Source organism: Rhodanobacter sp. K2T2 (assembly GCF_013408815.1).
Classification (GTDB): Bacteria; Pseudomonadota; Gammaproteobacteria; order Xanthomonadales; family Rhodanobacteraceae; genus Rhodanobacter.
Window position 1 is genome coordinate 340,318 of sequence record NZ_JACCCA010000003.1, and the last position, 24,763, is coordinate 365,080.

The 24,763-nt window shown below is 63.4% G+C and carries 18 protein-coding genes, 1 pseudogene and 2 riboswitches; of the genes and pseudogenes, 14 read left to right on the top strand and 5 right to left on the bottom strand.

The genetic code is table 11. From position 1 onward, the window contains the following. The first annotated feature begins 63 nt into the window (after positions 1-63). Positions 64-1,353, top strand: a complete 1,290-nt coding sequence (locus HDE78_RS07125) for a nucleoside permease (RefSeq protein ID WP_179477836.1) — start codon at positions 64-66, stop codon at positions 1,351-1,353. On the opposite strand, the gene HDE78_RS07130 is transcribed toward HDE78_RS07125, so the two are convergent. Together HDE78_RS07130 and HDE78_RS07135 are read right to left on the bottom strand one after the other, a co-directional pair. Further along, positions 1,354-1,968 carry a flagellar basal body-associated protein FliL gene (locus HDE78_RS07130; RefSeq protein WP_179477837.1) on the bottom strand — a complete coding sequence of 205 codons (615 nt, stop codon included), beginning with the start codon at positions 1,966-1,968 and terminating at the stop codon, positions 1,354-1,356. A 27-nt stretch (positions 1,969-1,995) separates the two neighbouring features. Further along, positions 1,996-3,786, bottom strand: coding sequence for a diguanylate cyclase (locus HDE78_RS07135; protein WP_179477838.1), 1,791 nt, complete (start codon positions 3,784-3,786; stop codon positions 1,996-1,998). Positions 3,787-3,865: 79 nt separating this feature from the next. On the opposite strand from HDE78_RS07135, the gene dusB reads away from it, so the two are divergent. From dusB to metK, 4 genes are all read left to right on the top strand, one after another. Further along, the gene (gene dusB / locus HDE78_RS07140) at positions 3,866-4,852 is read left to right on the top strand and encodes a tRNA dihydrouridine synthase DusB (protein WP_179477839.1); all 987 of its coding nucleotides are present in this window, start codon (positions 3,866-3,868) and stop codon (positions 4,850-4,852) included. A gap of 93 nt (positions 4,853-4,945) precedes the next feature. Continuing rightward, complete coding sequence (locus tag HDE78_RS07145; RefSeq protein ID WP_179477925.1) at positions 4,946-5,932, top strand: alpha/beta hydrolase; 987 nt, start codon at positions 4,946-4,948, stop codon at positions 5,930-5,932. A 20-nt stretch (positions 5,933-5,952) separates the two neighbouring features. After that, a riboswitch (cobalamin riboswitch) is annotated at positions 5,953-6,164 on the top strand. Between the two features lie 193 nt (positions 6,165-6,357). Then, positions 6,358-8,649, top strand: coding sequence for a 5-methyltetrahydropteroyltriglutamate--homocysteine S-methyltransferase (gene metE, locus HDE78_RS07150; RefSeq protein WP_179477840.1), 2,292 nt, complete (start codon positions 6,358-6,360; stop codon positions 8,647-8,649). A 291-nt stretch (positions 8,650-8,940) separates the two neighbouring features. Next, complete coding sequence (metK, locus tag HDE78_RS07155) at positions 8,941-10,167, top strand: methionine adenosyltransferase (protein WP_179477841.1); 1,227 nt, start codon at positions 8,941-8,943, stop codon at positions 10,165-10,167. 102 nt (positions 10,168-10,269) lie between these two features. Here the strand turns inward: metK and HDE78_RS07160 are convergent, their stop codons facing one another. After that, entirely contained in the window at positions 10,270-11,478 is a 1,209-nt protein-coding gene (locus tag HDE78_RS07160) for a D-alanyl-D-alanine carboxypeptidase family protein (RefSeq protein ID WP_255457681.1), read from the bottom strand. A gap of 268 nt (positions 11,479-11,746) precedes the next feature. Here HDE78_RS07160 and HDE78_RS07165 point away from each other — a divergent pair, with 268 nt between their 5' ends. Beyond that, positions 11,747-13,627 carry an ATP-binding cassette domain-containing protein gene (locus HDE78_RS07165; RefSeq protein WP_179477842.1) on the top strand — a complete coding sequence of 627 codons (1,881 nt, stop codon included), beginning with the start codon at positions 11,747-11,749 and terminating at the stop codon, positions 13,625-13,627. A 116-nt stretch (positions 13,628-13,743) separates the two neighbouring features. Beyond that, positions 13,744-15,108 (top strand): ectonucleotide pyrophosphatase/phosphodiesterase, encoded by a 1,365-nt coding sequence (locus HDE78_RS07170; protein ID WP_179477843.1) that lies wholly within the window; start codon positions 13,744-13,746, stop codon positions 15,106-15,108. A gap of 114 nt (positions 15,109-15,222) precedes the next feature. Here HDE78_RS07170 and ppc read toward each other — a convergent pair whose 3' ends face one another. Next, positions 15,223-17,967 (bottom strand): phosphoenolpyruvate carboxylase, encoded by a 2,745-nt coding sequence (ppc, locus tag HDE78_RS07175; protein ID WP_179477844.1) that lies wholly within the window; start codon positions 17,965-17,967, stop codon positions 15,223-15,225. A gap of 78 nt (positions 17,968-18,045) precedes the next feature. Beyond that, positions 18,046-18,119: riboswitch (S-adenosyl-L-homocysteine riboswitch) on the top strand. A gap of 36 nt (positions 18,120-18,155) precedes the next feature. Here ppc and ahcY point away from each other — a divergent pair. From ahcY to HDE78_RS07200, 5 genes are all read left to right on the top strand, one after another. Then, positions 18,156-19,598 (top strand): adenosylhomocysteinase, encoded by a 1,443-nt coding sequence (ahcY, locus tag HDE78_RS07180; RefSeq protein WP_179477845.1) that lies wholly within the window; start codon positions 18,156-18,158, stop codon positions 19,596-19,598. Positions 19,599-19,823: 225 nt separating this feature from the next. After that, positions 19,824-20,351: a DUF4142 domain-containing protein gene (locus HDE78_RS07185; RefSeq protein ID WP_179477846.1), complete on the top strand. Its 528-nt coding sequence runs from the start codon at positions 19,824-19,826 to the stop codon at positions 20,349-20,351. Positions 20,352-20,477: 126 nt separating this feature from the next. Then, positions 20,478-21,302, top strand: coding sequence for a methylenetetrahydrofolate reductase [NAD(P)H] (metF, locus tag HDE78_RS07190; RefSeq protein WP_179477847.1), 825 nt, complete (start codon positions 20,478-20,480; stop codon positions 21,300-21,302). Between the two features lie 22 nt (positions 21,303-21,324). Then, entirely contained in the window at positions 21,325-21,921 is a 597-nt protein-coding gene (locus HDE78_RS07195; RefSeq protein ID WP_179477848.1) for a DUF4124 domain-containing protein, read from the top strand. Between the two features lie 97 nt (positions 21,922-22,018). After that, positions 22,019-22,936, top strand: a complete 918-nt coding sequence (locus HDE78_RS07200; RefSeq protein ID WP_179477849.1) for a branched-chain amino acid transaminase — start codon at positions 22,019-22,021, stop codon at positions 22,934-22,936. Positions 22,937-22,957: 21 nt separating this feature from the next. On the opposite strand, the pseudogene HDE78_RS07205 reads toward HDE78_RS07200, so the two are convergent. After that, positions 22,958-23,541, bottom strand: a pseudogene (locus HDE78_RS07205) (IS5 family transposase); the annotation flags it as partial. A 67-nt stretch (positions 23,542-23,608) separates the two neighbouring features. On the opposite strand from HDE78_RS07205, the gene HDE78_RS07210 reads away from it, so the two are divergent. Together HDE78_RS07210 and HDE78_RS07215 are read left to right on the top strand one after the other, a co-directional pair. Beyond that, complete coding sequence (locus tag HDE78_RS07210; protein ID WP_089977558.1) at positions 23,609-23,923, top strand: DUF1153 domain-containing protein; 315 nt, start codon at positions 23,609-23,611, stop codon at positions 23,921-23,923. Next, positions 23,923-24,741, top strand: coding sequence for an IS3 family transposase (locus HDE78_RS07215; protein ID WP_255457682.1), 819 nt, complete (start codon positions 23,923-23,925; stop codon positions 24,739-24,741). The genes HDE78_RS07210 and HDE78_RS07215 overlap by 1 nt, the downstream gene beginning before the upstream one ends. Positions 24,742-24,763: the final 22 nt, after the last annotated feature.

A 24,763-nucleotide genomic window follows, 5' to 3' on the forward strand; every position in this document is an offset into this window, starting at 1 on the left:
CGGCCTGTGCCGCGACATAGAGACAGCGTGTGGTGAGGCAAAGCAACCACTTATGGGGAATCGATGAGTATCAAGTCGCGCCTGATCGCCATGAACTTTCTGCAGTTTTTCGTGTGGGGTTCGTGGCTGATCACGATTGGCGCCTACTGGTTTCAGAACCGGCATTGGTCGGGCGCGCAGTTCGGTGCGATTTTTTCGACGATGGGTATCGCTTCGCTGTTCATGCCGTCGCTGATGGGCATGGTGGCCGACAAATGGATCAATGCGGAAAAACTTTACGGCCTGCTTCACCTTGGCGGCGCAGCGGTGCTGTTTGCCACGCCGTTGATCGACAACCCGACGACGTTTTTCTGGGTGATGCTGCTCAACATGATGTGCTACATGCCGACGATATCGCTATCGATCGCGGTGGCGTATTCCGCGCTGAAGGCTGAAGGGCGCGATGTGGTGATCGACTATCCGCCGATCCGCGTGTGGGGAACCATCGGTTTCATCGCGGCGCTGTGGGTGGTGAGCCTGCTGCATCTGGAAACGACGACCGGCCAGTTCTATGTCGCGTCGGGCGCGTCGCTGCTGCTGGGCGCGTATGCGTTCACCCTACCGCCGTGCCGACCCAAACTGGGCCAGCTGCGTGGCCGATCGATGCTGGATACGCTGGGGCTGACCTCGTTCAAGCTGTTCCGCGATCGCAAGATGGCGATCTTTTTTCTGTTCGCGATGCTGCTGGGTGCGGCGCTGCAGCTGACCAACGCCTATGGCGATACGTTTCTGCACGATTTCGCTACGGTGGACACGTACAAGGGCACGATGGCTGTGCGCTATCCGGCGATCATCATGTCGATCTCGCAGGTGTCGGAAACGCTGTTCATTCTGGCTATTCCGTTTTTCCTGAAGCGCTTCGGCATCAAGACGGTGATGCTGATCAGCATGCTGGCATGGACGCTGCGCTTCGGGCTTTTCGCCTACGGCAATCCCGGTCCGCAGCTGTGGATGATCGTGCTGTCGTGCATCGTCTACGGCATGGCGTTCGACTTCTTCAATATTTCCGGCTCGCTGTTCGTCGAGGGACAGAGCGATCCGGCGATACGCGCCAGCGCGCAGGGCCTGTTCATGCTGATGACCAACGGCATCGGCGCCGTGCTGGGCAGTTCGCTCAGCGGCCTGATCATCGACGCCTGGTTTATCCGCGCGGATGGCAGCAAGGACTGGCACGGTATCTGGATCACGTTCGCGCTTTACGCGCTGGCCGTGGCGGTGCTGTTTTCGCTGATCTTCAAGCACCGTCATGATCGCAACGCCGTGATACATCCGCACGGCGCCCGGGATACCGCGACCGGCGCTATCGCCGACTGATCAGTCGCCAGGCAGCAGATGTTCCTGCACCAGATGGCTGCTCGACGGCATCAGCTGGCCGCGATCGTCGAAGCGCAGCACGATGAGCCAGTTGTAAACGTCGCTAGGCCATTTGTCCTTCCCGACCAGGGTTTTCAGATCGCCGCCGAACGCGTCGATCAGGTTGCCCAACTCACCGTGATGCCAGGCGATAAGCACGATGGCGGCCTGGTTCTGCCGGCGCAAGGACTCGACGAGCTTGTCCACCTGCTTGTCGGCGAAAGGCTGCTCCAGCGGAAGCTGCAGACGCGCGGCAAGCGGCGTCAGCGTCAGCCGCGGGCGCTCGCTGTTCTTGCTGTCGCTGGTGGCAATCAGGCGCTGCGGCTGCAGCGTCTGACCGTCGATGCGCAGCGGGTCGAAATAATTTGCGTACGCTTCGGCGCGCTGCTCGCCCCGTGGCGTAAGCCCCCTGCTGTTCGGACCATCGCTCTGCTCGGGTTTTTCCGCGTGGCGGACGATCAGCACGATGACGTTGCGCAGACCGCGGGAGCTGTCGTCGGCCTCATGTTTTTGCGAATGGTGGGCCGAAGCCAGCGCGGGGAGTAGAAGCAACACGCAAAGGAATTTGCGCAGCATGATCGGGCGTCCGCAGAATGAAGGGCGTCAGGATACCAGCGTACTGGCCACGACTCGATCGCGACCGTACGACTTCGCCGAGTACAGCGCGGTGTCCGCCGCGCGCATCCAGCTCGATACGTCGTGGCAGCGCTCGCCATCGAACAGCGCGACGCCGATGCTGATGGTGATCTGCGACACGCCCAGCTCGACCGGCAGCGCGAGCGCGGCAACGCCGGCTCGCAAGGTTTCCGCCAGCCGCATGCCGTCCTCCGCACCCAGCTTCGGGCACAGCACGATGAACTCTTCGCCGCCGATGCGGGCGATGTGACCCGCGGCGCCGATGGCGCGGCGCAGATAGTCAGTGACCAGCACCAGTACCCGGTCGCCCTGCTGGTGACCGACGGTGTCGTTGATGTGCTTGAAGTGGTCGAAGTCGATCAGCATCAATACGTGCAATGGATCGCGCATATCGCGATGACTTGTCAGCAACGCCGTGGCGCGTTGCTGAAACGCGCGGCGGTTTTCAATGCCGGTCAGCGGATCGCACAAGGCCTGCGCACGCAGTTCTGCCGCATGCCGGCGCTGCCCACGCAGCAGCATGAACAGCAACCCGGCAAAGAGCACCAGCCCGACCGCCACGATGGTGACCACGAGATTGGCCAGCTTCTGGCGACGCTGCATTTCGTCGCGCCGCGCGGCCTCGGCCTGCGCTGTTTTCAATTCCAGGTTTTGATCACGATTGGTGCGCTCCAGATCGTTGATGCGCAGCTCCTTTTCGCGTGCGGCGTAGCGCTGCTCCAGCTCCGCCTCGATCGCGCGCAGCGCCGGCGTGTTGGTGGCGTTCTCGAATTTGACGACTTCGCGCTCGTCGGCGAGCGCCTGGCGCAGGTCGCCGGCTTGCTCGGCCAGATTGCTTTCCACTTCCAGAAGGTCGCTCAGCTGGCCGTTCATACCAGCAGCGCGGGCCTTGGCGACTGTCGCTTTCATCAACGCATAGGCCTGACGATGCTCGCCTAACGCTGCCATCGCGCGGGCGATATCCGTGTTGGAGTCGATCGAGTCGCTGATGCGTCCGTCGGCCAGCTCCTGCTTCAAGGACGTCTGCGACAGCTGCAGCGCTTCGCGCGCGCGGCCTTGCTTCAGATACATCTGTGAGAGATTGTCGCCGACGGACACCGCCATGCGCGCGCCACCGGTCGCCATGAAATGACGGCGCGAACTTTCGTAGGCTTTGGCCGCCTCATCGACTCGATTGAGCGTGGCCAGCGCGAGACCTTCGTCGTTCTCGGCGTCGGCGACGCCCCATTCGTCGCCCAGCGCCTGATAGTCGCCTTTGACCTGACGACACAGTGGCAGCGCACGATCGGGCTTTTCGTCCAGCGTGTAGGCATCGCACAGCTGAAAGCGCGCCCAGGCGACCAGTTCGGGATCGGCGTTGCCCAGCACCTTGTCCGCCGCGCGCAATGCCTCGCCCATACCATCGCCCGTACCGTTGGTGATGTCGTGGCGCGAACGCAGGAAGCCTGCCGCGGCCGTGGCCACCGCATCGTTGCTGGCGCTCGCCAGACCATCGAGGCGCAGGGTGGCTTCGGCAAACGCCGCATCGTCGTTGGCGTTGATGGCCGCCGTACCCATGCCCCACAGCAGCGCCCTTTCCTGCGCCGCACTCAGAGCCGAGCCCGAACGATCCAACTGCGTCCGCACGTCGCTGATCAAACCGTGGGGGTCGTCAACTGCGCGACCGCGCAGGCTGTTCATCGGTGCAGCGGCCATGCCCAGCACCGGCCATATCGATGCCAGTAGAACACAAGCCAGCCCCCTGATTCCCCGCGTCATCGACTACTCATCTCTCAGGTGCCCGTGGCTTCATGATAGTCAACCGGACGAATGCCGGCGCGACCTTTACAATGGGCTTATGCAGATAGGTCCTTACCGCATCGATCCGCCGGTAGTGCTCGCTCCCATGGCCGGCGTCACCGACAAGCCTTTCCGCCTGCTGTGCAAACGGCTGGGCGCCGGTTTGGCCGTGTCGGAAATGACCAACGCGGACCCGCGCCTGTGGCACACGCGCAAATCTATGCAAAGAATGGACCATGCCGGCGAACCGGAGCCGGTCAGCGTGCAGATCGCCGGCTACGACCCGACGATGCTGGCCGAAGCGGCGCGCTTCAACGTTGCCAATGGCGCCCAGCTGATCGACATCAACATGGGCTGCCCGGCGAAAAAGGTGTGCAACGTTTGGTCCGGTTCTGCCCTGCTGCAGGACGAACCGCTGGTGGCACGTATCGTCAGCGCCGTGGTCGAGGCGGTGAATGTGCCGGTGACGCTTAAGATACGCACGGGCTGGGACCGCCAGAACAAGAACGCGCTGACGATTGCCCATATCGCCGAAGACAGTGGCATCGCCGCGCTGGCCGTGCACGGCCGCACCCGTGCCGACAAGTACGAGGGTGAGGCCGAATACGACACGATTCGCGCGGTGAAAGCGGCCGTGCGCATTCCGGTGCTGGCCAACGGCGACGTCGGCACGCCGCAACAGGCCCGCCACGTGCTCGATATTACTGGCGCAGACGCGGTAATGATCGGCCGCGGCGCGCAAGGGCGGCCGTGGATTTTCCGCGAGATCGCGCATTATCTCGCCACCGGCGAACTGCTGCCCGAGCCGAAGCCGTCGGAAGTCGGCACGATTCTGCTCGGTCATCTCGAACAGCTTTACGCCTTCTACGGCGAGCTGGCCGGCGTGCGCATCGCGCGCAAGCATCTGGGCTGGTATGCCAAGGATCGGCCGGAAAACGTCGCGTTTCGGCAGGTCGTCAATCAGGCCGAATCGGCCGAGGCGCAGATGCGGCTGACCCGGGATTATTTCGAAGCATTGAGTGCAGGCGTGCGTTTGGCCGCCTGAACGCGCCGTCGTATCGCAAGCGTCGCAACCACTTGCGACGGGATCGGCGCATCATCGGCGTCCCATCCACCGCGGTTATCACGCTTGTCGACGATGACGTTGCGCCTGTCGCCTTCCGACCGCTTGTTATGGTGGCTGCGGCACGGCGCGTTGCTGGCCAGCCTGCTGCTCGGCGGCTGTCGGGCCACGCTGTTCGCCGGACTCAACAGCACAGACCAGCATCGCGGCATCGATCAGCAGCGCAATATCGTGTTCGATGCCCCGCACAATCTGGCGCTCGACGTTTATCTGCCGGCAAACACGGGGCAGCCGACCAGTGCCCGTGCGCCGATGGTGGTGTTCTTCTACGGCGGCGACTGGACCCACGGCAAACGCCAGTGGTATCGCTTTGTCGGCACGGCGCTGGCCGCAAAAGGCATCCTGGTAGTGATACCCGACTACCGCAAATACCCTCAGGTGACCATGGATGGTTTTATGCAGGACGGCGCTCGGGCGGTGGCCTGGGCGCATGCCCATGCCACCGAACTGGGCGGCGATCCGAACGACCTCTTCGTGATGGGCCACTCGGCCGGCGGCCAAATCGCAGCCTTGCTGAGCACCGATCCCGAATGGCTGAAGCCGTACGGTATGCAGCCGCGCGATCTGGCCGGATGTATCGGGCTGGCCGGGGTTTACGATTTCATGCCGATTCCCGCCAGCGAAAAAGACATGCTCGGCACCTTCGGCCACACGCTGGCCGAGCAGGCCCGTGCGCAGCCCGTTCGCTACGTCAGCGGGCACGAGCCACCGATGCTGCTTCTGCAGGGCACCGGCGATCATGAAGTCGATCCGGCCAATGCGCTGTCGCTGGACAAGACCCTGCTGGCGGCACATGAGGACGTCAGCCTCAAGCTGTACCCAGGTATCGGCCACTCGCCGCTGCTGTTCGCGCTGTCGCGACCGCTGCGCCATCACGCACCGACGCTGGCCGACATCGTCCGCTTTATTCACGAGCACGAAGAGCGGTGGCCCACGGGGCAAGCGAGCCGTACAGCGCCGCGAAGCTGGTCAGAGTCACAGCTGACGCCACCGCCTCATTGACTTGAGCCCGACACCGGACTAACTTCAGCCCCGCTGAAGGTTTTCATCTTTCTATGCGAATGGAGAGATGAAATGAAAAGGGAAGCCGGTACCAAGCCGGCGCTGCCCCGCAGCGGTAGGTGGAAACGAACTCCGTCACACGCACTGGGCGAATAGCCCGGGAAGCGGCGGACAGTAGGCGCAAGCGCAACGTCCACGAGCCCGAATACCTGCCTCAGCCGGAAGCGCGGCAACGCACTTCCGCCCGACCTGGCGTTTCCGCGGGGAAACACCGGAGCCGTCGCGTCGCCGTGTCTGCGGCCCACGCGCTGTCTTCGCACGCCCCGCGCAAGCGCCGGTTCGCCCGCGGGGGCGAAGGTCAACGGCGCGGCGCGGTTGCCGACCACCCTTCGTTCCTCTTTGCCCATCATGCAAGAGGAATTTTTATGTCACTCGTTACTTACTCCGGTTTTCCACGCATCGGACTCAAACGTGAACTGAAACGCTCGCTCGAATCGCACTGGCGCGGCGACAGCAGCGCCGAGGCGCTGCTCGACACCGCCGCGATGCTGCGGCGGCGGCACTGGAGGCTGGCGGTCGATGCCGGTGCCGACGTGGTGCCGTGCAACGACTTCAGCCTGTACGACCACGTGCTGGATACCGCCGTGCTGTTCGATGCCATACCGGCGCGCTATCGGCCGGTATTCGATGAAAATCATTTGGACGGCTATTTCGCCATGGCCCGCGGCCACAAGCGCGGCGGTCACGATCTGCACGCGCTGGAAATGACCAAGTGGTTCGACACCAATTACCACTACCTGGTGCCGGAACTGGAGGCCGGCCAGCACTTTGCCCTGAATGCCAACAAGCCGCTGGCCGAATTCCGCGAAGCGCAGGCGCAAGGCCATACCGCGCGACCGGTGCTGCTGGGGCCGGTATCGTTTCTGCTGCTGTCCAAAAGCGTCGACGGCAGCGATCGCCTGGCCCTGCTCGACGATCTGGTCCGCGTCTACGCCGAATTGCTCGGGCAGCTGGCCGACGCCGGCGCGGCGTGGGTACAGCTGGACGAACCGTGTCTCGTACTCGATCTGGACGGCGACGACCATGCCGCCTATCGCAAGGCGTACGCTACGTTGGCTGCCGCGCGTACGCCGCAGCTGCTGCTGGCCAGCTACTTCGGCGCGCTGGGGGACAATCTCGCGCTGGCGACCGGCCTGCCCGTCGACGGTCTGCACATCGACCTGGTCCGCGCGCCGGAACAGCTCGATGCCGTGCTCGATGCGCTGCCCGAGGGCAGCGTACTCAGCGCTGGCGTGGTCGATGGGCGCAATATCTGGCGTAGTCGCCCCGAACGCGTGTCCGCACTGCTGAAAAAGGCGCAGGCACGCGTCGGCAGCGAACGTCTGTGGGTCGCGCCGTCGTGTTCGCTCCTGCACGTGCCGATCGATCTCAAGGCGGAGACCACGCTCGATCCCTCGCGTCTGGTATCGATGGCCTTTGCCCGGCAAAAGCTCGAAGAGCTGCGGATCTACGTCGATGCGCTGTCCGGCGTTCCGGAAGCGAGCGCCGCGCTGACCGCGCAGCAGTCGCTGCTGGATGCCCAGGCACATGCACCGGGCGTTGTCGATGCGCAAGTGCGAACGCGCCTGCGTACGCTTGGGCCGCAGGCGCCGCTGCGCCGGTCGGCGTATACCACGCGTCAGGTCGTTCAGTCCGAAACACTCATGCTCCCGCCGCTGCCGACGACCACGATCGGCTCCTTTCCGCAGACCGACGCACTGCGCAAGGCCCGCGCCGCGCATCGTGCGGGCCAGCTCGATGACGCCGGCTACGACGCGGTGCTCGAGGCGGAAATCGAACGCGTCGTTCGTTTTCAGGAGCACATCGGCCTGGACGTGCTGGTGCACGGCGAGCCGGAGCGCAACGATATGGTCGAGTACTTCGGCGAACAGTTGGACGGCTATCTGTTTACCAAGCTGGGCTGGGTGCAGAGCTACGGCTCGCGCTGCGTGAAACCGCCGGTGATCTTCGGCGACGTTGCGCGGCCTGCGCCGATGACGGTGCGCTGGTCGCAATACGCGCAGTCGCTGACCGACAAACCCATGAAGGGCATGCTGACCGGGCCCGTCACCATGCTGCAGTGGTCGTTCGTTCGCGACGACCTGCCGCGCGAAACGGTATGCCGGCAGATCGCGCTGGCGCTGCGCGACGAAGTGCACGATCTGGAGAGCGCCGGCATCCGCGTGATCCAGATCGACGAGCCGGCACTGCGCGAGGGCCTGCCGCTGCGTCGCGCGGACTGGCCGGCGTACCTGGCGTGGGCGGTGGAGTGTTTCCGTATCACGGCCGGCGGCGTGCGCGACGCCACGCAGATCCATACGCACATGTGCTACTCGGAGTTCAACGACATCATCGAAGCGGTCGCCGCGATGGATGCCGACGTGATCTCGATCGAAACCAGCCGTTCGCGCATGGAACTGCTCGACGCGTTCGTGCGCTTCCGCTATCCCAACGGCATCGGCCCCGGCGTTTACGACATCCACTCGCCGCGCGTGCCGGATGCCTCGGAAATGCTCGAGCTGCTGCACAAGGCGCTGGACGTGCTTCAACCGGAGCAGCTCTGGATCAACCCCGACTGCGGCCTGAAGACGCGCGGCTGGCCCGAGGTAGAACAGGCGCTGCAGCATATGGTGCACAGTGCCAGGCAGCTGCGTGCCGAGTTGAAGCTTTTGGCCTGAGCGTAGCCGATGCGAGCCTCCCGCCCGGCCTACGGGCGGGAGGCTGTTTTTCACATGGCACCGCCATCGGCATGGCAGAATCCCCGCGGTGCCGCCTGTCATCAATGTCGCTTATTCTTCGGCACAGATGGCCGCTGGGTTTCCGCCAAACGCTGAACAGCCGTCCAAACGGCTGAACACGCGCCCAATCCCGCCGTACGCTAAACGGGCTCGGGCTGCAAAAAGGCACCTGGCGTTGTATCATGCTCGACCTCTTTTATCTCTCTATCCGAACGAAAGGATATAAACCCGATGTCCAGCCACCTGTTCACCTCCGAATCGGTCTCCGAAGGCCATCCGGACAAAGTCGCCGACCAGATCTCCGACGCCGTCCTCGACGCCATCCTCGCGCAGGACCCGCGCGCCCGCGTCGCCTGCGAAACCATGGTTAAGACGGGCGTGGCGATCATTGCCGGCGAAATCACGACCAGCGCATGGATCGATCTGGAAGCACTGACCCGCAAGGTCATCGTGGATATCGGCTATAACTCCTCGGATGTCGGGTTCGACGGCGAAACCTGCGGCGTGCTGAACCTGATCGGCAAGCAGTCGCCGGACATCAACCAGGGCGTGGACCGCAAGAAGCCCGAAGAACAGGGCGCCGGCGACCAGGGCCTGATGTTTGGCTATGCGACCAATGAGACCAGCGAATACATGCCGGCCGCGATCCATTACGCGCATCGCCTGGTCGAGCAGCAGACCAAGGTCCGCAAAAAGAAGAATTCGCCGCTGTCGTGGCTGCGCCCGGATGCGAAAAGCCAGGTCACCCTGCGCTACGAGAACGACGTCGCCGTCGCCATCGATGCCGTTGTGCTGTCGACCCAGCACGACCCGAGCGTGAAGCAAAAAGACCTGATCGAAGGCGTGCGCGAGCTGATCCTCAAGCCCGTGCTGCCGGCCAAGCTGCTGCACAAGGGCACCAAGTTCCACATCAACCCGACCGGCAAGTTCGTCATCGGCGGGCCGGTGGGCGACTGCGGCCTGACCGGCCGCAAGATCATCGTCGACACCTACGGCGGCTGGGCTCGTCACGGTGGCGGTGCGTTCTCGGGCAAGGATCCGTCCAAGGTCGATCGCTCGGCCGCCTACGCCGCGCGTTATGTCGCCAAGAATATCGTCGCCGCCGGCCTCGCCGACCGCTGCGAAATCCAGGTGTCCTACGCCATCGGCGTGGCAGAGCCCACCTCGATCTCGGTCACCACCTTCGGCACCGGCAAGATCGGTGACGACAAGATCGAAAAGCTGATCCGCAAGCATTTCGACCTGCGCCCTTACGGCATCATCAAAATGCTCGACCTGATCCACCCGATGTACCAGCAGACCGCGAGCAACGGCCACTTCGGCCGCATCCCGCAGCTGGTCAAGGGCGCGGACGGCGAGAGCTACACCACGTTCTCGTGGGAAAAGACCGACAAGGCCGAGGCGCTGCGCGCCGACGCAGGCCTGGACAAGAAAGTGGCCGTCGCCGGCCGCAAGTAATCGTCCGCGGCGCGTTCGCCAAAACAAAACCCCGCGGGCAACCGCGGGGTTTTGTTATTTCAGTCGGCCATATCGCCGGCGATTCGCGCGACTCGATCTGGACTAGAGCTGGGCCAGCTTCGGCGCTTTTTTGCCGCTGTTGCGGTAGGCCAGTTTCGTGCCACCGGTGCTGCGACGCTGCTGCGGGCAGTTGCTGCGCGAATGCGCGCCGCGGCGCGGACAGGTTGACGCTGCTGCCGCGCGGCTCGTGCCGCTGCGGCGGGCGAGCACTGTCGGCGCCGCTTTGCCGTGACGGCGATCCTGACGTGCAAGCGCGACAGGAGCTCTCTTCGCACCGTGCCGGCTGCGTTTTGGCAGCGAACGCGTCGCCGGCAAGGTATCGGCCTGCGCCGTGGAGATGGGCGACAGCGCCGCCAGCATCTTCATCGCCGCGTTCTCGCGCACACCCGCCGCCTGCGCGACCAGAGTCGCCGGCGTTTGCTGGTTCGCAAAACCGTCGTCCAGCAGGCGAGCCATCAACTGATCGCGACCGGCAGCGGTACGGCTGCCGAGCACCACGCCGAACAGACGGTGTCCATCCCTGACGGCGGTCGAGGCGAGATTGAAGCCCGACGCATCGGTGAAGCCGGTTTTCAGGCCGTCCATACCGGGATAGCGGTCCATCAAATGGTTGTGACCGTGCACGATCTGCCCGCGAAACACGAATTCCTTGGTGGCAAAGTAATGCGAGTCCTGCGGGAAATCGCGATACAGGGCCATGGCCAGCTTGACCATGTCGTTCGCCGTGGTCAGCTGATCAGGATCGGGCAGGCCCGAGGCATTGTTGAAATACGTGTCCGTCATTCCGAGCAGGCGCGCCTGAGCGGTCATCATTTCGGCGAAATGGGCTTCGGAACCGCCGAGACCTTCGGCGACCACCGTGGCAGCATCATTGGCGGACTTGGTCACCATGCCCAGGATGCAATCCTCGACCGATACCGTCTGCCCATTGCGCAGTCCGAGCTTGGTCGGCGACTTGTTGGCTGCCCACGAAGAAACCGGCAGCTGCTGATCGATCTTCAGCTTGCCGTTTTGCAACGCCTGAAAAGCCAAGTACAGCGTCATCATCTTGGTCAACGACGCGGGGTGAATCTGGTCGTTAGGGTTGACCGACTCCACCACCTTGCCGGTCGTCGCATCGATGACGATGGCTCCGTAACCGCCGGCATGGACCGCACCGGCAACCATGGCAAGTGCGGCAAATGCCGTCGCCGCAACCCTTCCCCGCAGCCGGTGGAACAACCGGCCTGATTTTTCGGATGCGATGGACAACGTGGCTTCCCCACTGAATTAAGAGCCGCGGCGAAGTCCCGCGTGAGGTAACTGTATAGGCAAGCGGCCGCAATATCCAGAAGCAGTGCGTGAGGTAAGCCGGCCAAGTGGCTGTTAGATATAAATTTATAACATTCGCCAGGTTCAGGTGTGCTAATTCGCTGCTGCCGATGCGGCATGCACGCTCGAATGCTCGCCCCGGCGCAAATTCCCGGTTCGTCCGAAAGATCCAACCGCCGTGTTTGTTGCGCTGCAGCTACAATGGGGCATGTCACTTATCCAATTGCAACGCGTCGACTTCAGCATCGGCGGCCCTCTCCTGCTCGAACACGTCGATCTGTCGATCGAGGCGAATGAGCGTGTCTGCATCGTCGGCCGCAACGGCGAAGGCAAATCCACCCTGATGAAGTTGATCGCCGGCGAGCTGCATGCCGACGACGGCGAAGTGCGCGTGCAGAGCGGCGTGGTGATCGCGCGCATGGCGCAGGAAGTGCCGCAGAACACTTCCGGCAGCGTGTTCGACGTGGTCGCCGAGGGGCTCGGCGATCTCGGTCATCTGCTGGCGCGCTACCACCACCTGCTGCATGAGCTGAACACCCAGGCCGATTTCGACGCGCTCGGTGAAGTGCAGACGCAGATCGAGGCCCAGCACGGCTGGGACCTGGACCGCCGCGTCACCGAGGTGCTGACCAAGCTCGAACTGCCGGCCGACACCGATTTTTGCGCCCTCTCCGGCGGCATGAAGCGCCGCGTGCTGTTGGCCCAGGCGCTGGTGCGCAAGCCTGACGTGCTGCTGCTGGACGAACCGACCAACCATCTCGATATCGAAGCCATCGGCTGGCTGGAAAGCTTTCTCAAGCAGTTCGCCGGCAGCATCATCTTCGTCACGCATGACCGCAGCTTTCTGCGTGCGCTGGCCACGCGCATCGTTGAGATCGATCGGGGCGCGTTGACCGACTGGCCGGGCGACTACGACAACTATCTGCGTCGCCGCGAGGAGCGCCTGCACGCCGAGTCACAGGCCAACGCGCTGTTCGACAAAAAGCTGGCGCAGGAAGAAGTATGGATCCGCCAGGGCATCAAGGCGCGTCGCACCCGCAACGAAGGCCGCGTGCGCGCGTTGAAGGCGTTGCGCAACGAGCGCGCCGAGCGGCGCAACCTCACCGGCAACGCCAAGATGGCGCTGGCAACCGGGCAATCCTCCGGCAAAAAGGTCATCGATCTGGAACACGTGCATCAGTCCTTCGGCGGCCGCGTGCTGATCGAGGATCTGAGCACCACCATCATGCGCGGCGACCGCATCGGCATCATCGGCCCCAACGGCGCCGGCAAGAGCACGCTGCTGAAGATCATGCTCGGCGATCTGAAGCCCGAACGCGGTACGGCCGAACTGGGTACCAGCCTGCAGATCGCGTACTTCGATCAGCACCGGGTGCAGCTCAACGACAAGCTCAACGCGCTGGACAACGTCGCCGAGGGTCGCGAGTTCATCGAACTCAACGGCCAGCGCAAGCACATCGTCGGCTATCTGCAGGACTTTCTGTTTTCGCCCGAGCGAGCGCGAGCGCCGATCACCCGACTCTCCGGCGGCGAACGCAACCGCCTGCTGCTGGCCAAGCTGTTCGCGCAGCCATCAAACCTGCTGATCATGGATGAGCCGACCAACGATCTCGACGTGGAAACGCTCGAACTGTTGGAAGAGCTGCTCACCGACTATCAGGGCACCCTGCTGCTGGTATCGCACGATCGCGCGTTTCTCGACAACGTAGTGTCCAGCACGCTGGTGCTCGAAGGCCAGGGTCAGATCGGCGAATACGTCGGCGGCTACAGCGACTGGTTGCGACAGCGCGCAGGCGTGAAAACGTCCGCGCCCGCTGCGGGCAAGCCGGCAGCGGCACCGGCTGCGGTCGCTGCCGCTCCAGGTGCGCCAAAACGCAAGCTCAGCTTCAAGGAACAGCGCGAGCTGGAGCAGCTGCCGCTGCGCATCGAGCAACTCGAGAACGGCATTGCTGCCCACAGCGATGCGATGGCAGAGGCCGACTATTTCAAACAGGAAAGTGCAGCTATCACGAAGGCCAACGAAGCCGTCGCGAAGATGCAGCAGGAACTGGATGCGGCCTACAAACGCTGGACGGAACTCGACAGCTAGAAACGCCGAAGCCATTCGGCTTCACCACCTTGTCACATGGCTTTGATGCAATGGCGGTTTGGCCTTGCCCGCACCCGATGCGAGCGGGCAACTCGACCAACCGTCACGGAATTCATATGCATCCACGCCGGCCTCGCCGTCTTCTGTCTCTGCTCGCCGTTGTCGGTGTCTTCATCAGTACCGCCGCGATCGCCGACGCTCCGGTGCTGATGGTGTCGATCGACGGCTTGCGTGCCAATGATGTGCTGCAGGCCAAACAGCGCGGGCTCAGCTTGCCCGCGCTGACCGCCTTTCTGCACGAAGGCAGCTATGCGACCGGGGTTACCGGCGTCACGCCAACCGTCACGTATCCGAGCCATACCACCCTGGTCACCGGCGTGGCCCCGGCGGTACACGGCATTTACTCGAACTACGCCTTCGACCCCGAGTGGAAAAACGATCACGGCTGGAACTGGTACGCGCAGGACATCCATGTCACCACCTTGTGGCAGGCCGTGCACGACAAGGGCGGCAAGACGGCCAGCCTGATGTGGCCGGTCAGCGTCGGGGCGCCGGTCGATGACAACCTGCCGGAGCTGTGGCGATCCGGTGCCGACGACGACCGCAAGCTGCTGCGCGCGGTTTCCACGCCGGGCCTGCTGGACGAGGCCGACCAGGCACTCGGGGTCTACCCGCAAGTGAAGTCCTATACCGCCGAGGACGACGCGCGCCGTGCCGAATACGCCGCCTGGATCTGGCAGCACAAACATCCCCAGCTGCTGACCCTTCACCTCAACTCGCTCGATGCCGTCGAACACGAATACGGCCCCGGCAGTCCACAGGCTAACGCGGACCTGAGCCGACTCGACCAGGTCATCGGGAAGCTGCGTCGCGAGGTGACGCAGAACGACCCGCATACCGTGGTCGCAATCGTATCCGACCACGGTTTCGCGTCGGTGCAGCACGACATCAACCTGTTTCAGCCGTTCATCCAGGCCGGCCTGATCACGTTGGCCAAGCCCAAGCAGGGCGAGCCGGACGCGAAACCGATCGTGACCGACTGGCAGGCTACCCCGTGGCCGAACGGCGGCTCCTACGCGATCGTGCTTCACCATCCGCAAGACAAGGCCTTGCAGGCACGGGTACGCGCGCTGCTGGACAAACTGGCGGCCGATCCGCAGCTCGGCATCGAGCGCATCCTCGATGCGAAAGAGATCGCCGAACAGGGCGGCAATCCGCAGGCATCGTTCTATGTCGGCATGAAACTCGGCTATGAGAGCGCCAGCACCCCACTTTCTCCGCTGATCGATACGCCGCATGAGCGAGGCACCCACGGCTATCTGCGTCAGCATCCTGAAATGAACGCGACCTTCCTGATCGCCGGCCCCGGCATCCCGGCCGGCAAATCGCTCGGCCAGATCGACATGCGCGACATCGCGCCAACCCTGGCCAAGCTGCTAGGCGTACAGCTGCCGCAGGCCACCGGCAAGCCGCTGCTCTGATCGATCCCGCGCGCGAAACGCTCGAAAAAGCCGGACGACGAGGCATAGCGCTCTGTCGCCGAACGTTACTGCGGCATCGAGCCGACTGTTAAAGGAAATACCGGGGACCGATCATCAACCGGTATTCTGCAGACCTTGCGAAACGCCGTTGACGCAGGCGACCAAGGCCGCCAGCAGCGTGTCGTCCTGCTGATCGCTAGCGCGCCAGCGCCGCAAAAGGTCTACCTGCATGAGGCTCATCGGATCCACATAGGGGTTACGCAGGCGAATCGATCGCGATAGCCGCGGCGCACGATCGAGCAGCGCGTCGCTGCCCTTGAGGCGCAGCAGCCAGCGGCGCGTCAACTCGAACTCGGCGCGTATCAAGCCGAAAAAATCATCGTGCAGCGGACCGGCAAGCTGCGAAAAGGCTTCGGCAATATCCAGGTCGCACTTGGCCAGCACCATTTCCACATCGTCGAGCATGTTGATGAAGAACGGCCAGTCACGCGCCATCTCGACCAGGGCCTCCTCGCCGAACTCTTCCGCTCCGCTTTCCAGCGCCGAGCCCAGACCGTACCAGCCGGTGATGATCGAGCGACACTGGGTCCATGCGAACACCCAGGGAATCGCACGAAGATCCTGTACACCGCGCATGCTGCGACGGCTGGCGGGGCGCGAGCCCAGCGTCATGCGCTCGATCACGTCGATCGGCGTGGCCGTGCGGAAATACTCGACAAAATGCTCGCGATCGACCAGTTCGCGATAGGCCTGGCGGCTTTTCACGGAAAGCCGACCCATCTGTTCAATCCACCGATCTTCGCGCAACTCCGTTTCGCGCGGACGCAAACTGGCACGCAGCACGGCGCCCACCGTCTGTTCCAGATTGCGCAGCGCCAGCGCGCGGATCCCGTACTTGCGATGAATCACCTCACCCTGCTCGGTGACCCGCAGCACACCGGCCACCGAACCGCGCGGCGACGACATCAACGCGGGGGTGATGCGCGCACCGCCGCGGCTGGCCGAACCGCCGCGGCCATGGAAGAACGCCAGCCGGATCCCGGCCGCCTGCGCCAGTTCCAGCAACTCCAGCTGGGCGCGCTGCAGGCCCCAGCGCGAAGCCAACGTACCGGCATCCTTGCCGCTGTCCGAATAGCCCAGCATCACCCACTGTCGGTTACCGCGTGCCGCCAGATGCTCGCGGTATAACGGATCATCGAGCAACGCACGCAAGGTGGCCGGCGCGTTTTTCAGGTCGTCGACGGTTTCGAAGAGGGGTGCGATATCGATGGGCACGTTTGGCGTTTTGCCATCGCGCGCATGTTCCGGCGATGTATCGGACGCAGCGACAAGGCCGCCATAGCGAGCCAGCGCCAGCACCGCCAGCACATCGGCGGCCGAGCGTGCCATGCTGATGATGTATAGCCCGATCGCATCGGTGCCGTAACGCGTACGCGCATCGCGCAAGGTGTCGAACACATCGTGCAGGCTTTGCGCGTTGGCGTCGCTGCTCACACCGAACGAACGCTCGCCGCTGGCGAACGGCTGCAGTCGCATCACCCGATCGGCTACATCGCGCGAGAGCCAGTCGGAATCGTTGAACAGCGCAGCAAGAGCCTCGTCGTGCACGCGCGAATCCTGCCGCACGTCCAGCCGCGCCAGATGAAAACCAAAGGTGCGCACACGCCGAATCAACCGCTTCACCGCATACGCACCGGCATGCACCCCGCGATGATCGATCAGGCTGCCTGCGATGATTTCCAGATCGTCCTGCAATGCTTTCGGGGACGTATAGCCTTCCGAATGCACATCGTCTTCGGTTGCCCGTAGGCGTGCCTGCATCAGGATCAGCAGGCTGCGATAGGGCATGTCGGCATGCCGCGGACGAATGCTTGCCGCCGCCTGCGGAAAGCGCTGTCGATAATCCGCCAGACGCTGCGCAAGCGCCGCGTCGACGTGCACACGCTGGTCGGTCTGACTGAGCAGGCGCGCCAGTGTGCCGAGATCTTCCACGTAATGCTCCAGCACATGGGCGCGCTGCGTGGCCAGACTGGCGGCGATGGTGGTCGCGCCGACGTTGGGATTGCCATCCATGTCGCCGCCGACCCAGGTGGCGAAGCTGAGCAGCTGCGGCAGCGGCGTTTCCACGTCGTAGACCGTCTTCAGCGCTTGCGCCAGCGATTCGTACACCGCCGGCACGATGCGATAGATGGGATTGGCCAGATAAAACCCGACGTGGTGGTGCTCGTCCTGCACGGTGGGCCTTACCGGCGAGGCTTCGGCGGTCTGCCAGCCGGACGACAGCGCCATGTAAATACGGTCGTCGTCCTCGCGGCGCTCCTGCGGCGTGCGCGTGGGATCGAAATTGTCGATCAGCGCCCGCACGATCGCCTGCTCTTTTTCCAATAGCGACCGGCGCACCGCTTCGGTCGGATGCGCGGTGAAAACAGGCTCTACCTGCATGTGATCGAGCCAGCCCAGGAGCTCGTCGGCGCCGACGCCCTGCTCCTTGAGCCGGGTCAGCACATCCAGCAGCGACTCGGGCTGCGGCAATGTGCCATCGCGCTGATATTCACGACGGCGGCGAATGCGGTGAACGCGTTCGGCAATGTTTACTGCCTGAAAATACGTGGCGAATGCGCGCGCAAGGGCTTCGGCATCGTGCGGCTGCAGGCCGGCCAGCGTGCCGGCCAGAGCGTCGACCGACTCACCCTCGCGACGGCGCTGTATCGCGGCCTGACGCACCGACTCGACCCGCTCGAAGAAGGCATCGCCACCCTGCTCGGCCAGCATCTGGCCGACCAGCGTACCCAGTCGGCTCACGTCGTCGTGCAGGGGGCCGTCGTGCGGCAGAGGTTCGGTTTCACGGCCTTCTTGCATGGACAACTCCGTTCAGTAGGTGACCAGACTACCAACCCAACGCCGCGCTGTGGTCGGCTATAATAAAAAACTTCCCTGCCCGCCGAGGGGCGCTGCGACCGTTCAAACGGCCAGGCTCGGTGCGGCAAGCTTCACAACGGCGCCCGGTTAACACACGCGAAGGCATTCGCACTAACCGGAGACAATGCATGAACGCTGTCAGCAAAGAAATCGAAGTGGCCAACTATAAAGTGGCCGATCTTTCCCTGGCCGATTGGGGCCGCAAGGAACTGGACATCGCCGAGCACGAGATGCCGGGCCTGATGTCGATCCGCAAAAAATACGCCGCCGCCAAGCCGCTGAAGAACGTGCGCGTGACCGGCTCGCTGCACATGACGATCCAGACCGCCGTGCTGATCGAGACGCTGAAGGACATCGGCGCCGACGTGCGCTGGGCCTCGTGCAACATCTTTTCCACTCAGGATCACGCCGCCGCCGCGATCGCTGTCACCGGCACCCCGGTGTTCGCCTGGAAGGGCGAGACGCTGGAGGAATACTGGGATTGCACGCTGGAAGCGGTCAGCTTTCCGGACGGGCACGGCAAGTTTCTCGGCCCGCAGCTGGTGGTGGACGATGGCGGCGATGTCACGCTGCTGATTCACAAGGGCTACGAGCTGGAGAAAGGCTCCAAGTGGGTCGACGAACCGGCCTCCTCGCACGAGGAAGGCGTGATCAAGAACCTGCTCAAGCGCGTGGCGAAAGAGCGTCCGGGCTTCTGGACCACCGTGGTGAAGGACTGGAAGGGCGTCTCCGAAGAAACCACCACCGGCGTCCATCGCCTCTACCAGATGGTCGAGGCCAAGTCGCTGCTGGTGCCGGCGATCAACGTCAACGACTCGGTGACCAAGTCGAAGTTCGACAACCTCTACGGCTGCCGCGAGTCGCTGGCCGACGGCCTGAAGCGCGCGATGGACGTGATGCTGGCCGGCAAGGTCGCCGTGGTCTGCGGCTACGGCGATGTCGGCAAGGGTTCGGCCCACAGCCTGCGTGCCTACGGCGCGCGAGTCGTGGTGACCGAGATCGACCCGATCAACGCGCTGCAGGCGTCGATGGAAGGTTTCGAGGTCAATACCGTCGAAAGCACGCTGGGCCGCGGCGACATCTACGTCACCACCACCGGCAACAAGGACGTGCTGACCATCGAGCATCTGAGCCAGATGAAGGATCAGGCCATCGTCTGCAACATCGGCCACTTCGACAACGAGATCCAGGTCGACGCGCTCAACAACTTCCCGGGCGTAGTCAAGCTCAACATCAAGCCGCAGGTGGACAAGTACACCTTCAAGGACGGCCGCGCGATCTTCCTGCTGGCCGAAGGCCGCCTGGTCAACCTCGGCTGCGCCACCGGCCACCCGAGCTTTGTCATGTCCAACTCGTTCTCGAATCAGACACTGGCGCAGATCGATCTGTGGGCCAACAAGGACAACTACGAGGCGAAGGTCTACATCCTGCCGAAGAAGCTCGACGAGGAAGTCGCGCGCCTGCATCTGGAAAAGATCGGCGTGGTGCTGACCACCCTGACCCCCGCACAGGCCGAGTATCTGGGCGTGGACAAGGACGGCCCGTACAAGCCCGAGCACTACCGCTACTGATCTCTGCCTGTTCGTGAGAGACACGAAGCCCGCCTGAAAAGGCGGGCTTTTTTATGGGCAACAAGTCGCAGGGAGTACGGCGGAGAGCCTGGAGACAACCGAATTCCGGGGCGCGGACCAGACATGCGGCGATTTTCACACGCACGATGCGAACAATACGGTGCGTATCGTTTTTTCGCGCAAGCACTGAGCAAGCCCCTTCCCCACGACCAAGGATAAAGACCCATGAACGCATCCCGTAAAAAAATCGCCACGCTCGCTGGTGCCGTCTTCACATTCGGCTTGATCGCCAGCGCAGTCTCCTTTGCCGACACTCCCGCGCTCTCGAAGGGCGACCAGGCCTTCGTGGCCAAGGTTTCGCAGGGCGGCATGTTCGAAGTCGCCGCGAGCAAGGTCGCCGAAGACAAGGCCAGCGCGCAGGACGTCAAAGACCAGGCCAATACCGAGGTTCACGATCACGAGCTGGTCGGCAGCAAGCTGAAGTCGATCGCTTCGTCGAACGGCGACGATTTTTCCACCGATCTCAATGCAGGCTTCACCGCCAGGGTCGCCAAGCTCAACGCGCTTTCCGGCAAGGCATTCGACGATGCCTATATCGCGGAGATGAAGACCATTCACGCGCTGGATGGTGCGGCTTTCGCTCAGGAGGCCAAGACCGGACAAAACGCGGATCTGAAAGCTTTCGCCGCCGAGACGGTGCTGATCGTCAAGCGCCATATCGGCGCCCTGCACGGCGTCAGCAGCAAGAGCTGACCTGTGCCGACATCGAGGTCACCGGCTTCAGACTTCGATGTCGGCGGGATGTTGCGGCTAATATCCCTTCATCGCGAGACAGAGATATATACTTACCCTCTGCGCACCTCTCAGGAAACGACCGCAATGCCTGCGATCAGCTTTGAATTCTTTCCGCCGAAGACCGACGAACAGCGTGCGCAGATGGATCGCGCCGCCGCGTCACTGAAAACTCACCAGCCGGAATACGCGTCCGTCACCTTCGGCGCAGGCGGATCGACCCTGAGCTACACCACGGAAACGGTGCAGCATCTCAACAAGGTTCACGGATTGTCGGTCGCGCCACATCTCTCGTGCATGGGCGGCAGTCGCGCCGAACTGTCGGCCTTGCTGGACGATTACCGGAACGCCGGTTATCGGCGAATCGTCGCGCTGCGCGGCGATCTGCCTTCCGGCATGGCGACGCCTGGCGACTTTCGTTACGCCGCCGAGCTGGTGGCTTTCATTCGCCAGCACAGCGGTGATCACTTCCATATCGAGGTTGCCGCCTATCCGGAAACCCACCCGCAGGCGGACAGCGCGCTGAAGGATCTGCTGCACTTCAAAGCCAAGGTCGACGCGGGTGCCAACGGCGCGATCACCCAATATTTTTTCAACGCGGACGCGTATTTCCGCTTTGTCGACGACGCCAGCAAGCTGGGCGTGAGTGTACCGATCGTGCCCGGCATCATGCCGATCGCCAACTACAGCCAGCTCAGGCGTTTTTCGGAGATGTGTGGCGCGGAAATTCCGCGCTGGATCGCCAAGCGCATGCAGGCCCACGGCGACGACGCCGAGTCGGTGCGTGCGCTGGGGACCGAGGTGGTAGCGCAGCTATGTCGCCGCCTGCTCGATGGCGGTGCGCCAGGGCTGCACTTTTATACGCTCAATCGCGCCAAGGCCACGCAGTCGGTGCTGCAGCAGCTGGGCTGAGCCAAGCGGCTATGCTGCAGTCATGCGCCCGCTGAAACTATTGCTGTGGTTCGCTCTGATCCTGTGGGCCGTGCCCGGCAGGTCGCAGACGGATATCCATCGCTGCATCGACGCCAGCGGCCGTGCGCTGTTTACCGATCAGACCTGCGCGTCGATGCAGGCCACCGCAGTTCATGCCGCGCCCAAACCCAGCGACGACGTGACCCCGGTGGCTACGCTGGCCGCCACGCCGACCGAACCGCCGCCGATTCTTTGCGCGGGCAGCTTCAACGAACTGCGCCAGAGCGTCATCGATGCGTTCGCCAACCACAACGCAAACCGGCTGGCGGGGCTGATGCTGTGGAACGGCTACGCCAGCTCGACCGCCATTGCCGATATTCGTGCGCTGAGTGTGCTGATGCAGCTGCCGCTGCTCGACGCCGGGCCACCCGATAGCGCGGCGGCATCACGCTCCGACAATTCGGACGCGGGGTCCGGCGACGACTCACCTCCGGACCCCGCCACAGCCGGCCAGCTGGTGCTGCATCTGGCTGGAACCGACAGCAGCGGCAACCCGCGCGAGCTGCGCTACGGCATCGTGCATCGCTACGGGTGCCTGTGGTTGAGCCACGGCGACTGACCGGAGCTGATCCAGTCGCTGAACAGCACGCTGCCGCCCCACCATGCCGCGCAAGCCACCAGCAGCTATCATGTGCGGTCCCCATTGGAGAACCGTCATGGCGCAGCAGTACCCGGAGTGGATCTGGCAGAACGGCGAGATCAAGCCTTGGAAGGAAGCGACCACCCACGTGATGTCGCATGCCCTGCATTACGGTTCGTCGGTATTCGAGGGCATTCGCAGCTACGCGACGCCCGACGGTGCCGCCATTTTCCGGCTCACCGACCATCTGCATCGGCTTTACCAGTCCGCACGCATCTACGACATGGTGCTGCCGCATACCGCCGATGAACTCGCCGCCGCCTGCCGCGACGTGATCAAGAAGAACGAGCTTGGCGCCGCGTATCTGCGCCCCGTCGCGTACCGCGGACTGGGCGGCTTCGGCCTCTCCGCCGAAACACCGATCGACGTCGCCGTGGCGGCCTGGCCCATGGGCCCTTACCTCGGCGCCGAAGCGTTGGAAAACGGCATCGACGCGTGCGTGTCGAGCTGGCAGCGTTTTGCGCCCAATACCATTCCCGCCGGTGCGAAGGCCGGCGGCAATTACCTGTCCGGTCAGCTGATCGCGCGCGAAGCGCGCCGGCTGGGTTTTGGCGAAGGCATCGCCTTGGCCTCGACCGGGCTCCTCAGCGAAGGCGCGGGCGAAAATCTGTTCCTGGTATTCGATGGCGTGCTGCACACCACGCCGGCCAGCGCCTCGATCCTGGCCGGCATTACGCGCGATACGCTGAAGACGCTGGCCCGCGAAGACGGCATCGAAGTGGTCGAACGCGACATCCCGCGCGAATATCTCTACCTCGCCGACGAAATCCTGATGTGCGGCACGGCCGCCGAAATCACGCCGATCCGTTCGGTCGACGGCAAGCAGGTCGGTGCAGGCAAGGCCGGGCGCGTGACCCGTCGCCTGCAGGAACTGTTCTTCGGCCTGTTCGACGGTCGCACCAACGACCGTTGGGGCTGGCTGGAGCCGGCCTAAAAGTAGGTACTAAGAGCCTGTTTACGATCTCCTGAGTAGGAGGGTCAGGAAGGCCAAATGGATGAACTGTAGGCTGGTGTTGAGCTGGCGCTCGCCGTTCTTCCATAGCCTCCTGTTCTTCTCCAGCCAAGCGAAGCTCCGCTCGACGACCCAGCGCTGGGGCATGACCTTGAAGGTGCGCAACTCGCTGCGCTTGGCGATCTGCACCGTCACGTGCTTGCCCAGAATCTCTTGCACGCCCTCGGCGAAGGGCCGGCCCACATAGCCACTGTCGGCCAATACGCTTTGCACCTGACCCAGGCGGGCCTTGCTGCGCTCGAACGCCTGCAAGGCGCCCTTGCGATCGGTCACCCCCGCCGTGGTTACCGCGATGGCGTGCGGCAACCCTTGCGTGTCCACCGCGATGTGCCGCTTGATCCCCGATACCTTCTTGCCCGCGTCATATGCCTTTCTGACCGGCCGTGTTCGCGTTCTTCACACTCTGCGCGTCCACGATCAAGAACGTGCTACAAGCGTTGCGCCCCTTTTTCTCGCGGGCCGCGCCAACCTGATTTTTTGAGCGCCCGCTCCAGCACACTTGTGCCGTGCGGGTCGGGCTCATTCCATTTGCGCGAGCATGTAATGACCCACTGAAATCCTGCTCAGGTGTTACTTTCCCAAGGGAGCACCCCCATGAGCATCGTGATGGAAGAAGAAATCAAACGCTGGACGGCCCGCCGGAAGTCGGCGCTGGTCCTGGAAGTGATTCAGGGCAAGACGTCGATATCGGAAGCCAGTCGCCAGTTCGACCTGCCGCCTTCTGAGATCGAAGGCTGGGTCGAGGATGCCAAGCGCGGCATGGAGAACGCGCTGCGCGCCAAGCCGGAAGATGTGCGCGAGCAGTACGAGCGACAGCTGAAAGATCTGCAGGAAGCCTACGGCGAGGCCATGCTGGAACTGCGCGCCAGAAAAAAATTGAACTCCCTGCTGGGCAAGGACGAGACCTGATGGCCTCACTTCAGCAGGGACTGCGTGCCGATGGCTTCGAGGTCTCGATGGTCAAGCTATGCCGCTGGTTTGGCGTGGCGCGACGGACGGTCTACTACCGTGCAATCAAGGCGCCGCCCAAAGTTCAGGAGGCTCTCGCTGCACCGGTAAAAGCGATGATCGAGGCCGAGCCTTCCTTCGGTTACCGGACCGTCGCGGGGCTCCTTGGCATGAACAAGAACACGGTCCAGCGCATCTTCCAGCTCAAGGGCTGGCAGGTGCGCAAACGACCCATTGGTCAGCGTCCACGTATCCAGGCATTGCCGTCGGTCGCCTCTAGGCCGGACGAACGTTGGTCGACGGATCTGTGTCGCGTCTGGGGCGGCAAGGACGGGTGGCTCAGCCTGGCGCTGGTTATCGATTGCCACACCCGCGAACTTCTTGGCTGGCATCTGTCGCGCAGTGGCAAGGCCAGCACGGCCGCCGGCGCCTTGGAACAGGCCCTGATCAGCCGCTTCGGCACTCTGGGGAAGGTCAACGCGCCTTTCCTGCTTCGATCAGACAACGGCTTGGTTTTTACCAGTCGTAAATACACCAGCCTGGTTCGCAGCTATGGCTTGCAGCAAGAGTTCATCACGCCGCACTGCCCGCAGCAAAACGGCATGGTCGAGCGGGTGATCCGCACGCTGAAAGAGCAGTGCGTGCATCGCCATCGGTTCGAAAGCCTGACCCACGCCATGCGCACGATCGGCGACTGGATCCACTTCTACAACCACCAGCGCCCGCACCAGGCGTTGAAGATGAAAACACCCGCTGAGGCGTATGCCTTAGCGGCCTGACCTGTGCAGGAAGTGCTGGGTC

Coding starts and splice junctions, on each gene's coding strand:
- HDE78_RS07145 (WP_179477925.1), top strand. CDS start 4,946: ATGACGTTGCGCCTGTCGCCTTCCGACCGCTTGTTATGGTGGCTGCGG.
- HDE78_RS07170 (WP_179477843.1), top strand. CDS start 13,744: ATGCATCCACGCCGGCCTCGCCGTCTTCTGTCTCTGCTCGCCGTTGTC.
- HDE78_RS07165 (WP_179477842.1), top strand. CDS start 11,747: ATGTCACTTATCCAATTGCAACGCGTCGACTTCAGCATCGGCGGCCCT.
- HDE78_RS07210 (WP_089977558.1), top strand. CDS start 23,609: ATGAGCATCGTGATGGAAGAAGAAATCAAACGCTGGACGGCCCGCCGG.
- HDE78_RS07135 (WP_179477838.1), bottom strand. CDS start 3,786: ATGACGCGGGGAATCAGGGGGCTGGCTTGTGTTCTACTGGCATCGATA.
- metK (WP_179477841.1), top strand. CDS start 8,941: ATGTCCAGCCACCTGTTCACCTCCGAATCGGTCTCCGAAGGCCATCCG.
- ppc (WP_179477844.1), bottom strand. CDS start 17,967: ATGCAAGAAGGCCGTGAAACCGAACCTCTGCCGCACGACGGCCCCCTG.
- ahcY (WP_179477845.1), top strand. CDS start 18,156: ATGAACGCTGTCAGCAAAGAAATCGAAGTGGCCAACTATAAAGTGGCC.
- HDE78_RS07200 (WP_179477849.1), top strand. CDS start 22,019: ATGGCGCAGCAGTACCCGGAGTGGATCTGGCAGAACGGCGAGATCAAG.
- HDE78_RS07215 (WP_255457682.1), top strand. CDS start 23,923: ATGGCCTCACTTCAGCAGGGACTGCGTGCCGATGGCTTCGAGGTCTCG.
- HDE78_RS07125 (WP_179477836.1), top strand. CDS start 64: ATGAGTATCAAGTCGCGCCTGATCGCCATGAACTTTCTGCAGTTTTTC.
- dusB (WP_179477839.1), top strand. CDS start 3,866: ATGCAGATAGGTCCTTACCGCATCGATCCGCCGGTAGTGCTCGCTCCC.
- HDE78_RS07195 (WP_179477848.1), top strand. CDS start 21,325: ATGCGCCCGCTGAAACTATTGCTGTGGTTCGCTCTGATCCTGTGGGCC.
- HDE78_RS07185 (WP_179477846.1), top strand. CDS start 19,824: ATGAACGCATCCCGTAAAAAAATCGCCACGCTCGCTGGTGCCGTCTTC.
- metE (WP_179477840.1), top strand. CDS start 6,358: ATGTCACTCGTTACTTACTCCGGTTTTCCACGCATCGGACTCAAACGT.
- metF (WP_179477847.1), top strand. CDS start 20,478: ATGCCTGCGATCAGCTTTGAATTCTTTCCGCCGAAGACCGACGAACAG.
- HDE78_RS07130 (WP_179477837.1), bottom strand. CDS start 1,968: ATGCTGCGCAAATTCCTTTGCGTGTTGCTTCTACTCCCCGCGCTGGCT.